Source organism: Arsukibacterium sp. UBA5043 (assembly GCA_002415085.1).
GTDB lineage: Bacteria > Pseudomonadota > Gammaproteobacteria > Enterobacterales > Alteromonadaceae > Alishewanella.
In genome coordinates this window covers 194,764-207,853 of sequence record DIBV01000001.1, presented here as the reverse complement: position 1 = coordinate 207,853, position 13,090 = coordinate 194,764, and the positions used below count along the sequence as shown (strand labels likewise).

Sequence of the window (13,090 nt, the reverse complement as noted above, 5' to 3'; positions counted from 1 at the left end):
TCCTTGTTTTGCACTTACCGTCAGGGTGTTGACTCACGGCATTTTCAAATTTTTTATTACCACTGGTAGCAACTAATGCAGAGGCTATGCCAGACTGAATTTTATATGTTTTATATTACTATTCAATTAGTTAAATATATTTACTTTGTAACTGATTATTATCAGTCGATATCAGTTGGTGATTTACACTAAAATTTAGTGAAAAATAGTGAAGTCTTGCGATAAATAGCCCGCCAAGCAGGAAGTAGTGCATGTACTCTAAGGTCTGACCTCATTATAATGGCCAGAAGATAATGACGGAGTAAGCAGATGACTTTTTCAAAAAACCGCCTTTTTATGGCACTGACACTGACCCTTAGCAGCGCCAATGCCTTTGCGGAAGGCTACAAACTATTTGAACAATCGGTTAGCAGCATGGGCAATGCCTACGCCGGGCGCGGCGCCCAAATCAGCGATGCCAGCCTGGTATATTCTAATCCGGCTGCCCTGACCAGACTGACCAGCCTGAATGGCGCACAATTATCTGCAGGCTTAAACCTGATTAACGCCAAAACCAATTATCGCGATGCCAGTGCGCAAAGTGCCAATGGCCAACCGGTAATCGGAAAAACAGAAGGGGCAAATAGTTTAACTGAACTGGTGCCATTTGTATTTTATGCAGACAAAGTGTCAGATCAGCTAAGCTGGGGCATTGGCTTTTATGTGCCCTTTGGCTTGTCATCAAACTATGACAACGACTTTGTTGGCCGCTATTTTGCCGATGAAACTGCCATACAGGTATTAAGCCTGCAGCCGGCAATCGGTTACCAGCTAAATGAACAATGGTCGGTTGGCGTGGGTGTTTCAATTAATCATGCACAAGGCACCTTATCAAAATATAAAGACCATAGTGGTTTATGTGAGCTGGGTGAGGCCACCACAAACGCGATGTTTGGTGCTGCCGTTTATAACGATGCATACTGCAACAGCCACTATGAAGTGGCGGGCGATGACGTTGCCTTTGGCTATACTTTTGGTATTCATGGTGAGCCTGTGGCAGGTACCCGGTTGGCGTTGACCTGGCATTCAGCCGTGCGCTATACGCTGCAAGGTGACTCGGTAATTACCAATACTCCGCTTACCGGCGCCAACGTTGCTGGCAACCCCAATTATCTGGTGGTGGCGCCTAACCTGCCGGCCATTGATTTGACTACCGGTAAATTAGCGGCAAATAGCCGGCTAACAGAATCGAGCCAGCTGGCACTGACCACACCTGCCAGTGCGGCCTTTGGTCTGGATCAGCAAATTTCAACTGCGTTGTCTTTACAGCTAAGTATTGCCTGGACGCAGTGGAGTGAGTTTGACAGTATTGATATCGTCAGCAATGATCCAAACCCCAGTATTTCGCTGAATACGCAGCGGCCGCCAAATCTGAACAGCCAAGGCTATATCGGTTATATTCCGCAACAGTGGCAAAACAGCTGGTCTGCGGCGTTGGGTGCAAGTTATGTTTACCAACCCGGCTTAACCCTGAAAGCCGGAGCCGCGTTTGATGAAAACCCGATAGCATCAGAGCACAAAACCGCCCGTATCCCAACGGATGATCGGGTATGGTTGACTGTTGGGGCCAACTGGCAGCTCAATCAGCAGTTAAGCATTGATATGGCTTATGGCTATTTGTTTACCGGTGACGTAACAGTAAGCGAGCGTGAGTATAATGTTCAAGATGAGCCGCTTTATAACAGCGGTTATCAGGGCCAGTACAGGAATAAAGGGCAGTTACTGGCCGTACAGTTTAATTATATGTTTTAATGAGTTCTCGGTTGTCGCCGTTATTACCTATCACCATATCATCAACCCGCCGCCGGCGGGTTGTGCTTTAGCTGGCATTCAGTTGCTGTTTCCTTAAACTGAACTAAAGTCGGTAATTAGCCGTTAGTAATCCGACAATTTACAAATTAACCAAACTTATTGTTTAGCAACAGGTCTTAGCTGCTATACACTTAAGATATCGGTTTACCCTGGTAAGAGGCAACTATGGCTTTTTTAGATAACACGTTTTTTTACAACACTCTGCTGCGGGCATTCAGCCTTGTCGCAGCCCTGTCTCTGGGTCTAAGCGCCTGCTCCAGCCCACGGCAGGCTACAATAGATTACGATCGAAATGTCAATTTTCAGCAATACCAAACCTATGGGTTTTATCAGCCAGTTCCGGAGGATCAAACAGCTACCGAGCCGCAGCCACAAACACCCGGAACTGAACCCCTGGCGGCAGAAGTCAAAGCTGCAGATCTTGAAGCCAAGGCCTATACCACTTTACTTGACCAGCATTTTAAAACTGCGATCAATGCTGAAATGGTTGCGCTGGGCTATCAATACAGTGAACAAAACCCGCAACTGCTGGTGAATTACATGACTAATGTCGAAACCCGCAGCGATGTGCGCAGCTCACCCTTTTCAATTAATGCCGGATACGGTTATTACAGCAGAAGCAGCAGTTTTATGTTTGGTATTCCACTATTTGGCAACCGGCTGGAAAAAAATGAATATAAAGTGGGTACGGTAACAATCGACGTCATTGATGCCGCTGAACAACGCCTGGTATGGCAAGGTCTGGTTGATGGCCGACTGACGAAAAAAGCGATGGCTGAGCCACAGCAAGCTATCAGTGATGCCGTGCAGCTGATTTATCAGCGCTATCCTACCCGCTTAAAAGAAGAAAACAACTAGCTGGAAAATGGCAGAAAAACTGGGAGCAAATGCTCCCATCATCACTAACAGAGTGAACAATATCCAGGAAGGAAGGTGTAACAGGGCATAGTTTGCCAGTTGTTGATGGCAGTATTATGACAATATGCGCTGCCACCTACTTTTAGCGTCCATATTTCGTAAACCAATTTAAGCAAACCATCTTGGATAATAAACCTGACATTCAGCACCGACTGGCGAAGTGGATAGCGCAAAGTGGTCACTGCTCGCGCCGCGCTGCTGAGCGCTTAATATCAAAAGCCCAGGTTGAGGTAAACGGTAATCCGGCCAAACATACCGATTTAGTCAGTCAGGCTGACAACATCCGGATAAACGGTGCGACACTTACCGCTGCCCCAGCGCTGAGTTATCTGCTGTACCATAAACCCGTTGGCATGGATTGCAATAACCGCCCGGATGACCCGGCCAGCCTGTATCAGTTGCTGAAAACCTTTCCAATCCGCTTATTTGCCGTTGGCCGGCTCGATAAAGACTCCAGCGGCTTAATGCTGCTAACTAATGACGGCGCCCTCTGTCAGCGGCTATTGCATCCTGATTACCACTACAGTAAACGTTATGTTGTTAACACGGACAAACCAGTCACCCCTGAATTTATCAGCCAGATGGCCGCAGGGGTTAGCTGGCAGCTTGGTAATAACCATTACCAATCCAGGCCTTGCCAGGTTAGCGGCACAGGCCCCGGGCAATTTGACATTATTCTGACCCAGGGCCTGCATCGGCAAATTCGCTATATGTGTAAAGCGCTGGGTTACCGGGTGACGACGTTAACCCGTATTGCTATGGGTAACATAGGACTCGGTGATCTGGCGGTGGGGCATTATCGGGAGCTAAGCCTGATTGAACGAAATGCCCTGTCACAGCAGACACACCTGCAGTCGATATAAACGTCACAACGATTGATCCCGATCAAACAACGCTTAACAGGATGAACTAGACTGGTTAATAGCTATCCAGAAGTAAAAGGGTACTAACCACGTTACTTGGAGCAACCGATGAAAATTATTCTGTTAATTTTATTACCAATATCAGTTCTGCTTACGGCCTGCTCAGAGGGGCCTGAGTCACCCCGGGGGTTTAGTCTGCCAGAGGGAAACGCTGAAGCGGGCAAAGCCGTATTGATATCCTACCAATGTCTCGCCTGTCATACCTTGCAGGGTGTTAGTGACAACGATGTTGAACAACACGTGCCACAAAAAGTACCTTTAGGCGGCGACGTCAGCACTATTAAAACGTACGGTGAGCTGGTTACTTCTGTCATTAACCCTTCTCACAAAATTGCGCGCGGTTTTATGCGTGAAGGTTTCACAGATGACACAGGTCAATCCTTAATGCGCAATTATAATGATGTGATGACCGTTAACGAACTGATTGATTTAGTTGCATTTTTGCAACCGCAATACAATCTTAAACCGTTTAACCGCACCAATTATCCGCAGTATTTTCCGTGAGGAGCTTTGCATCAGGTGCTTTCTCTAAGAATACGCCAGGTCTTCCCTGACTCAGTTAACAGCTGAGTCAGGCTAAGGCGAATGTGAATGGCTGCGATACCATAGCGATAACGTCAGCGCTAACGTTAAACTGTACATAGCCAGCGACGCTATTATCACGCCTGTCCAGCCTTGCCATTGCCAGAAAGGTTGCAAATACAGGCTGCCGACACTGGCACCCACATAGTAAAACACCAGATACAGTGCACTGGCACTGGCTCTGGCGCGCTGAGCATGCTGGTTTACCCAGCTACTGGCCAGCGAATGACACAGAAAAAAACCAAAGGCACTGATAAAAAAGCCACTGACAATAAGCCAGAGCGCGCTGTGCAGAGTAACCACCGTGCCCAGCATCATCAGCAGTATACCTAATGCCATCGCCAGCGGCGGTGACAGACGCCGCGCAATTTTAGCGGAAAAAGCCGAACCGACGGTGCCACTGAAATAAGTAATAAACAGCAAGCCGAGTAAACTGCTACTAAGCAGATACGGCGGCGCTGCCAGCACAAAACTAATAAAGGTGTACTGATTTAAAAACACCAGAAAATTAAGACCACCAATCAGGTAAGTCAGCAATAACGTTGGCTGGCATAAATGAAAAGCATGATTTTGCAGCGCCAGGCGTAACCGAAAAGGCTGCGGGGTAAAACGAACCGATACTGGCAGGTAACGCCAGATAAAATAGCAGCTAGCAGCACTTAAAAATGCCATAGGCCAGAACACCCACTGCCAGTGACCAAGATCAGCCAGACTGCCAGCCAGCAAACGACCTCCAATACCGCCCAGTGAATTAGCGCTGATATAGTACCCCACTGCAACAACCAGCGCCGGTGTGGAATATTCCTCGCCCATCCAGGCTATGGCTATGGCGGGTAAGCCTCCGAGACAGATCCCCTGAATGGCCCGCCAGCATAGCAGCGCAGTGAAGCTTTCTACCTGTGTCAGTGCCACTGTGCTTAACGTCACGCCCAACAAGGTAAATAATAATAACGTTTTACGGCCCCAGGCATCGGATAGCGAGGCATACACCAATAAAGATAACCCCAGGCCAAACGTGGCAATGGTATAACTGAGACTAACCTGCAACGGGCTGAGTTGAAATTCGCGGCTTAGCTGAGGCAATAGCGGTTGCAGTAAATGCAGGTTGGCAAAAACCACCACAGCCGCCAGACACAGCGCGAAACAACTCTGATAAAACGCAGCTGATTTATACTGGATCACAGCCTGGCTTATTCATAAACGGCATCCATCGCTGGCAAAACAGCAGTATAGCGACTTTGCCTGGCAGTTTCGAGCAGCCGGTAAGCCGTGTATCATAGTGTCAAACTTCAATATTGCAGGAACCGTATTTGCTGTCGCTATTTCTAAACGCGCCGCTGCAAAAAAAAGTCGCCGCCATTGCTCTGCCCATGGTGTTGTCGAATTTATCGGTGCCATTACTCGCCCTGGTAGATACCGCCGTAAGCGGTCATCTTCAGCATGCCTGGTATCTGGGTGGTGTTGCGCTTGGTTCCAGTTTAATCAGCCTGCTGTTTTTCCTGCTGGGCTTTTTACGGATGAGTACCACCGGTTTAACCGCCCAGGCATATGGCGCCAAAGACAGCGACGGCCAGCTAACCTGTCTGAGCCAGAGCCTGTTAATGGCGCTGCTGCTGGCCTTGCTGTTGTTATCATTGCAATGGCCCCTGAGCCAACTGGCCTTTAGTTTCAGTGATGCCAGTAACGAGGTAAACCAGCAAGCCCAGCTGTATTTCGGCATCCGGATCTGGAGCGCCCCGGCTACGTTAATTAACCTGGTGTTGATGGGCTGGTTTTTAGGCCGGCAAAATGCCCGTTATCCGATGTGGATTTTAGTAGTTACCAATCTGGTGAATATACTGCTCGACCTTTGGTTTGTGCTGGGCTTTGGCTGGCAGGTAGCGGGTATTGCCGCCGCGTCGGTGGTTGCCGATTATGCAGGTCTGCTCCTTGGCTGCGGTTTGTTACTGCGCCACCTAACCGCTAAAACGCTAATTCAGGCTATGACCAGTCAACTGGTTAGGCTCGCGGGATTAAAGCGCCTGTTTGCACTTAACCGGGATATTTTTCTGCGTAGCTTATGCCTGCAAAGTGTGTTTGTATTTATTGCATTTCAGGGCGCCGCTTTTGGCGATAACACGGTTGCGGCCAATGCGGTCCTGCTAAGTTTTTTAATGCTGGTTTCCTACGCCATGGATGGTCTGGCCTATGCGGCCGAGAGCCTGGTAGGCAAAGCCATTGGCGCAAGTGATAGCAAGCTGTTGGGTAACACTCTGACTATTCTGGCACTGTGGTGCATGCTGCTGGCAATGCTGTTTAGCGGCGGCTATGGCCTGTTTGGCAACCTTTTTGTTAGCCTGCTGACATCCATACCTGAGGTACAACAACAGGCCGCATTGTATCTGGGATGGATGATTATGCTACCGCTGCTGGCCTGCTGGGCCTACTTTCTGGATGGGGTATTTATTGGTGCCACTCAGGGTAAAACGCTGCGTAACAGCATGGTTGTCGCGTTAATGGGTTTTTCACTTAGCTTTTACCTGCTGCAAGGCTGGCAAAATCATGCGCTTTGGGCGGCACTTTCGGTATTTATGGCATCGCGTAGCCTCAGTTTAGCGGCCGTATTGTGGTGGCAATGGCGCACAAATACCCTGCTCAGTGCATCAGCTGATATACCAAAACCCGCTTTATAAAAAAGGGGCGCCTGGAGCACCCCTTTAATCGTTCAATGACCCGGCTACGAACTACCGGGCCATTCTTAGTTCACAATATGCTTAGTTTACGCCGTGCATCCGTTTCTTCAGAAAAGGACTAATCACTAACATAAACACACCGATACCAATACCAACATACATCAGGAAGCTGAATAGTTCGGTGTAACTTGCCAGTGCCGTGCCAACATCAGCCACCTCACCACTTGGGGTATCAATAGCCGCCAGCTTAGCCAGTTGTGTTGCCAGTAATTCTGAGTAGGCGGTTGCCAGGAACCAGGCTCCCATCATTACCCCAACTACTTTATGCACGGCCAGTTTGGTGACTGCGGATAAGCCAACCGGCGATAAGCACAATTCACCCATGGTATGCAGCATATACGCCAGCACCATCCAACCTGCGCCAACCATGCCCGCTTCATTTGGAAACTGCGCACCTAACACCAGTGCACCGAAGCCCAAACCAGCTTGCATAATACCCAGCGCAAATTTAACCGGAGTGCTCGGTTCCATATTGCGCCGGCCCAGTGCTATCCATAACCAGGCAAACAACGGCGCCAGAGTAATAATGAACAGCGGGTTTAAGGCACCGTACTGGCCAGCGGTAGTTTCAAAACCAAACACATTACGGTCCATTACCCTATCGGCGTACAGCGTCATAGAAGAGGCTGACTGTTCGAACAAGGCCCAGAACACCACTGTAGAAAAGGTCAGAACAATCAATACCATCATCCGATCACGTTCTACCTTGGTACATTCCTTCACCATAAACCAGATGATGCCACCCAGTACAATAAAGGACATACCCAGTAACACGCTATGCACCACAGGATTGTATTGTACCAGTTGCCACACTACAAACAGCGCAGGTAAGGTTGCCAGATATATCAGCCATTCACGGTCAATAAATGCAAAAACTTTCTGCTTTAACAACACAGGATCTGAGGGTTCAGCATAGCCATACAGATATTTCTGGCCTGCCAGAAATACGATCAGCCCCAGTACCATACCAATACCGGCCAGACCAAAACCCCAGCCCCAGCCGTAAACTTCACCAATGTAAGTTACCAGCAAAGTGGCGATAAAAGAGCCGGTGTTAATCCCCATATAAAAGATAGTAAAACCGGAATCGCGCCGCGCATCGCCCTGGCCATACAACTGACCAACGATGGTAGAGATATTCGGCTTTAAAAACCCAACGCCCATGATAATCAGCGCCAGAGAAAAGTAGAATACCTGAATAGCGCCGGTGTCTTGCACCACAACGCCGTTTTCAACGTACGCCTGAAAGCCTTCGTAGGCCAAACCCAGGTGCCCCAGGCACAATAAAATAGCCCCGAAAGTAACCGCTTTGCGCATCCCTAAATAACGGTCAGCCAGCATACCGCCGATTACCGGCATGGCATACACTAAGCCAGCATAGCTGCCCAGCACGTCCAGACCACCGGCATCGCTGAATAAGTGATACTTGGTTAAATATAACAACAGCAAATATTTCATGCCGTAAAATGAAAAACGTTCCCACATTTCAGTGAGAAAGCAGACATAGAGTCCGACCGGATGGCCGAGAAACTGTGGCTGATTAGCCGACAAGTCAGCAGGGTTGCTAAAAGCAGTCATGGGATCCCCAGTAATATTAGAATTATCTGCTTCACTTTATAATTTGGCGAAGCTGCCCCGATTATGCAGATGTCAGGGCCAGATGTCATTAGCACGCCGCTGTTTAGTATTTAAAAACAAAAAAATTAAAGATCTGAAGTGCGACAGCCGATACCCTCGTTACGCTATAATTTATTCATCAGCATAAGCTGACACAAAGAGGTGATTACCATGGCAATTATTCCGAATTCACCAAGCAACGTGGCCAAAAGCAATACACCTGCATCAGCGACGTCGCAAAATAATCAGACAGCCAAAAGCGACAACAACCGCCAGGTTAAAGATAATGGCGTCGAAAGCGATGTAGCTAAAGCCAAGCAAGCGCAAAATGTTGCCATCTTGCGCGCCAACGAGCGCGTGTCGCTAAGCAGTAATAACGACTCATTGAGCTTGCTGTATAAAACGGCACTGGAAGGCATTAACGCGGAACTGGAACCGGTTTTAGGCGAAAATGCCGCACAAAAAGTCTATGACGCCGGCGTCGATACCTCTCCGGAGGCTACGGCAGAGCGGATTGTTGCGTTTGTCAGCGGTTTTTACAGCCGCTATAAAGAATTGAACCCTGGGCGTTCAGAAGAAGAGCAACTGGACAACTTTTTAAACGTGATTGGCCCCGGTATAGAAAAAGGTTTTGCCGATGCCAAAGATATTTTAAAAGGCTTGAAGGTTTATCAGGGTGAAATTAGCGAAGGGGTTGATCAAACTTATGCCAAAGTAATAAGCGGTCTGGAAACGTTTCGGCTGAAGATGCTGGAACGGGCTGAGCAGGCCGCCAGCAACAACGATACCGATACCCCAGGCGAACCGGACACCCGCTCCGATTCGACAACACAGTAACAAGCCGGCCGGCAGTCTAAACGCCGGCCTTATCCATCCTGATTATCAATACGGGTAACCAGCAATTGATCAATTTTATAGCTGTCGATATCGACCACTTCAAACTTATAGCCACCGTGTAACACAAAATCGGTGCGCTTAGGTATTTTTCGCAGGGTAAACATCATAAACCCGGCAATAGTTTCATAACTTTCCGAATTAGGAAAACTATCAATATCAAGCACCCGCATCACATCAGCCAGCGGAGTCAGGCCTTCTACCAGCCAGGAATTGGCATCACGTTTCACAATTTGTTCTTCTTCTGAGCTAACCAACTCCCCCATCACAATGCTCATCACATCTTTTAGGGTAATAATCCCCACCACCAGCGCGTATTCGTTCATGATGATCGCAAAATCGACCCCGGTCGATTTAAAATGCTCCAGTGCTTCATATAGCGACAATGTATCGGGAATAATAAGGGGCAGGCGTACTATCCCCTCTTTTTTCAGCGATATAGGCTGGTCATGTAACACCTGCATTAAAATGTCACGGGTATCCACATAGCCTACCACCCGATCCAGAACCTCGTCGCAGACGATAAATTTGGCATGCGGATGCTCAGCAATTTTCGCCTTGATATTGTCCTGCGACTCGTTATTGGTAAAGAAAATCAGACTTTCCCGCGCTGTCATAGCTGAGGTAACCGTGCGCGATTCCATATCAAATACATTCTCCAGCAACTGATGCTCGTGCTGCTGTAATACACCGGCCTGAGCACCTGCATCCATCATGGCCATAATATCATCGGGCGTAATATCATCTTTGCGCATGGTCGGCACATTAAATAAACTGAAAAACAAATTGGCCAGGCCATTAAATAACCAGACAAAAGGTTTCAATAATACGATAAGCAATGACATTGGCCGGACAATTTTTACGGCGATTTTTTCCGGCGCAATCATCGCCAGCCGTTTCGGCATTAAATCAGCGAACAGGATAAACAGTGAAGTAACAAAGAAAACCGATAAACCAAATGCAGCCGCTGGCAGCCATGTCGCATCGGTGAACACGCCTAACAGAGAAGCAAAATAAGGCGTAAATGCCGATTCCCCCAGAATACCACCGAGGATCGCGACCGCGTTTAAACCAATTTGTACCACCGTAAAAAAATTGCCCGGGTGATCCTGCAACATCAGCACTTTTTCAGCGTTAATATCCCCCTCACTTGCCATTAACCGCAAACGCATTTTCCGCGATGCCGCCAGGGCAATTTCAGAGACTGAAAAAAACGAACTGGCCGCAACCAGCAGCAACATAACAAACAGATACTCAAGGGTACTCATAACACTTCCAACAAACTCAGGGCAAACCATTTTGCCTGGCACACATATCACGGTTGTTATTATAGCTTTAATCAGCTGCTAATAACCCTAAGCAACTGAAAATATTCGCCAGAAATCAACAATTGTAAGGCTGTTATAGCTGTAATTGTCTGCAAAATACGCTATCTTCAAACCAATTAACTGTTATCCGGAAGCGGCAAATGCCCCAGTTTTCAGCTATTGGTTCCTTGCAGCGCTTGTGTTTGCTGGGCTTGTGGTTAGGCGTGTTATCTTTGAGTCTAAGCCATGTTGCGGCGCAGCAACAAGTAACTGCGCCACTGGAGCAACAGCTAGATCAATATTTGGTCACACTCCGAGAAGATCCTGTTAAAGCTGATGCTTTGTTGACTGATTTATATCAGCGTTACTACCTTAACCCTAATACCGACATCGCGCTGGCCAGTCAGGTAAGGCTATTGTCGTATCAGGCCAGTCACTTGCTGCATCTGCAACGACAAACAGCTGCAGATGCCCTGCTGGCTGAATTGCTGAAACTAACCAACGACACAAATAACCCGGATATCCTCAGTGAAATTTATGCCACCGAAATAGAGTTTTTGTTATATCAACGCCAGCTATCTGCAGCAATACTTAAAGCAGATCGGCTGGAACTGATTGTACAAAACGCCAGCGTACCGCGGGTGCAGTACTTCGCCAATGCTATGTTGGGCGGTTTGTTTAAAACTGACAACCAGTTTGAGCAGGCACTGCAACACTATACTGATGCGCTTGATGCGATTATCGCCACAGATGATCAGTTCACTCTGCGACGTCGCGCCAATCTAAATTATTTTATCGCCCAGGTTTACGCTGATTTAAAAAAATGGCCGGAAGCTAAGCTGCTGACCGAAGAGCTGATTGCAGCAGCCAAAAAATATCAGTATCCGCAGTTTTTGCCGGACCTGTACCTGATGCTGGGTTTTATTCTGGCTGAGCAGAACGATTTAAACGCTGCGGTAGCGGTCAATCAACTGGGTGTTGCCGCGGCCAAAGCCGTTGACCGGCCCAATATTGAGCTAACGTTTGAAAATAATCTGGGCTCAATTTACATCGAACAACAGAAGTATGAAGAAGCCAGAGCCGTATTGCAGGCCGCCTCCGAGCAGGCAACGTCACTGAATGATGAATTTAACGTGCAGATAATGGCCTATAACCTCGGCTATATCGATGTTATGCAGGGCGAGCATAAACGTGGTCTTGAGCAAATGCTGGCTGCATTGCAGTATTTTAAGGAAAACGATACCAAAGCCCAGTACGAACCCATGCTGCAGTGGCTGGCAAAAGCCTATGCTGCTGCCGGCCAGTTCCAGTTGCAAGCACAAACATTGCAGCAACAGCTTGAGTTACGCGCCGAGATCCTGACCAGCGAGCGCGAGAAAAGCGTCGCGGAATTGCAAAACCGCTATGACACCAAAGCCAAAAGTCAGTTAATTACCATTCTGGAGCAGGAAAACGATTTAAAAGCTCAGTTGCTGGATAACCAGAAATTGCAGCAGCAAATCACCGCGCTGTTTACCTTAGTGCTTATTTTTGCCGCAGTAATGTTGTATCAACTGTATCGTAAAGTGCGCCAATCGAACCGTAAATTACGTGAAGCCAATAAACAACTTGAATTTCAGTCATTGCGTGACCCGTTGACGGGTTTATATAATCGGCGGGCCTTACAGGAACAGATGCAGCGCCGGGAAAAATACGGTCGTCGCCAAACTGATTCCAGCCCAAGTGCCAACGGTTTTTTATTATTAGATATTGATTACTTTAAAAAGATTAATGATAACTACGGTCATGCCGCCGGCGATGAAGTATTAACCCAACTTAGCGCCCGTTTAACCAAGGTCTGCCGCGATGAAGATTTGGTGATCCGCTGGGGCGGTGAAGAATTTTTATTATACCTGGAGCATATAGCACCAGAGCAGGTTTCCGGCTTTTGTCAGCGGATACTCGACATTATCGCTAGCGAACCGGTGCAATGCGATGGCAAGCTTATCCCGGTCAGTGCCAGTGGCGGCTTTATTCACCTGCCTTTTGCCGGGGTTGATGAAACCGATCTGAACTGGGAGCGGGCCTTACAAATTGCCGATATGGCGCTGTATTTAAGTAAAGTACATGGCCGTAATCAGGTGTATGCCATTACCGGCCTGCGCTGTGATTACGACAGCGCCCGCCAGGCGCTTACCAATGACTTGCAAGGTGCCATTCAGCAAAATATGGTGGATTACATCACCATAAAAGGGCCTGCTTTACCCGGCTAACGCTGAACTGATTT

The 13,090-nt window shown here is 48.0% G+C and carries 10 protein-coding genes; 7 read left to right on the top strand and 3 right to left on the bottom strand.

What is annotated here, in order from left to right; all coding sequences use genetic code 11:
* The first annotated feature begins 309 nt into the window (after positions 1-309).
* From B2Q61_RS00945 to B2Q61_RS00930, 4 genes are all read left to right on the top strand, one after another.
* Positions 310-1,791 carry an OmpP1/FadL family transporter gene (locus B2Q61_RS00945; protein WP_290616694.1) on the top strand — a complete coding sequence of 494 codons (1,482 nt, stop codon included), beginning with the start codon at positions 310-312 and terminating at the stop codon, positions 1,789-1,791.
* Positions 1,792-2,016: 225 nt separating this feature from the next.
* Positions 2,017-2,709 (top strand): DUF4136 domain-containing protein, encoded by a 693-nt coding sequence (locus B2Q61_RS00940; protein ID WP_290616696.1) that lies wholly within the window; start codon positions 2,017-2,019, stop codon positions 2,707-2,709.
* Between the two features lie 182 nt (positions 2,710-2,891).
* Positions 2,892-3,632, top strand: coding sequence for a pseudouridine synthase (locus B2Q61_RS00935; protein WP_290616697.1), 741 nt, complete (start codon positions 2,892-2,894; stop codon positions 3,630-3,632).
* A 108-nt stretch (positions 3,633-3,740) separates the two neighbouring features.
* A complete protein-coding gene (locus B2Q61_RS00930; RefSeq protein ID WP_290616698.1) occupies positions 3,741-4,196 on the top strand; it encodes a c-type cytochrome in 456 nt (151 codons plus the stop codon).
* Positions 4,197-4,268: 72 nt separating this feature from the next.
* On the opposite strand, the gene B2Q61_RS00925 is transcribed toward B2Q61_RS00930, so the two are convergent.
* On the bottom strand, positions 4,269-5,456 hold the full coding sequence (locus B2Q61_RS00925) for an MFS transporter (protein ID WP_290616700.1): 1,188 nt from the start codon (positions 5,454-5,456) through the stop codon (positions 4,269-4,271).
* A gap of 128 nt (positions 5,457-5,584) precedes the next feature.
* On the opposite strand from B2Q61_RS00925, the gene dinF reads away from it, so the two are divergent.
* Positions 5,585-6,946: an MATE family efflux transporter DinF gene (gene dinF / locus B2Q61_RS00920; RefSeq protein WP_290616702.1), complete on the top strand. Its 1,362-nt coding sequence runs from the start codon at positions 5,585-5,587 to the stop codon at positions 6,944-6,946.
* Positions 6,947-7,027: 81 nt separating this feature from the next.
* Here dinF and B2Q61_RS00915 read toward each other — a convergent pair whose 3' ends face one another.
* Positions 7,028-8,584 (bottom strand): peptide MFS transporter, encoded by a 1,557-nt coding sequence (locus B2Q61_RS00915; protein ID WP_290616704.1) that lies wholly within the window; start codon positions 8,582-8,584, stop codon positions 7,028-7,030.
* 210 nt (positions 8,585-8,794) lie between these two features.
* Between B2Q61_RS00915 and B2Q61_RS00910 the strand changes: the two genes are divergently transcribed.
* The gene (locus B2Q61_RS00910; protein ID WP_290616706.1) at positions 8,795-9,460 is read left to right on the top strand and encodes a DUF5610 domain-containing protein; all 666 of its coding nucleotides are present in this window, start codon (positions 8,795-8,797) and stop codon (positions 9,458-9,460) included.
* Positions 9,461-9,489: 29 nt separating this feature from the next.
* Here the strand turns inward: B2Q61_RS00910 and B2Q61_RS00905 are convergent, their stop codons facing one another.
* Positions 9,490-10,785, bottom strand: a complete 1,296-nt coding sequence (locus tag B2Q61_RS00905; RefSeq protein ID WP_290616708.1) for a hemolysin family protein — start codon at positions 10,783-10,785, stop codon at positions 9,490-9,492.
* A 200-nt stretch (positions 10,786-10,985) separates the two neighbouring features.
* Between B2Q61_RS00905 and B2Q61_RS00900 the strand changes: the two genes are divergently transcribed.
* The gene (locus B2Q61_RS00900; RefSeq protein WP_290616710.1) at positions 10,986-13,076 is read left to right on the top strand and encodes a tetratricopeptide repeat-containing diguanylate cyclase; all 2,091 of its coding nucleotides are present in this window, start codon (positions 10,986-10,988) and stop codon (positions 13,074-13,076) included.
* Positions 13,077-13,090 lie beyond the last annotated feature (14 nt).

Bases quoted from the DNA above. Each gene is read 5' to 3' on its own strand.
- B2Q61_RS00945 (WP_290616694.1), top strand. From the start codon at position 310: ATGACTTTTTCAAAAAACCGCCTTTTTATGGCACTGACACTGACCCTT.
- B2Q61_RS00940 (WP_290616696.1), top strand. From the start codon at position 2,017: ATGGCTTTTTTAGATAACACGTTTTTTTACAACACTCTGCTGCGGGCA.
- B2Q61_RS00930 (WP_290616698.1), top strand. From the start codon at position 3,741: ATGAAAATTATTCTGTTAATTTTATTACCAATATCAGTTCTGCTTACG.
- B2Q61_RS00915 (WP_290616704.1), bottom strand. From the start codon at position 8,584: ATGACTGCTTTTAGCAACCCTGCTGACTTGTCGGCTAATCAGCCACAG.
- B2Q61_RS00910 (WP_290616706.1), top strand. From the start codon at position 8,795: ATGGCAATTATTCCGAATTCACCAAGCAACGTGGCCAAAAGCAATACA.
- B2Q61_RS00905 (WP_290616708.1), bottom strand. From the start codon at position 10,785: ATGAGTACCCTTGAGTATCTGTTTGTTATGTTGCTGCTGGTTGCGGCC.
- B2Q61_RS00900 (WP_290616710.1), top strand. From the start codon at position 10,986: ATGCCCCAGTTTTCAGCTATTGGTTCCTTGCAGCGCTTGTGTTTGCTG.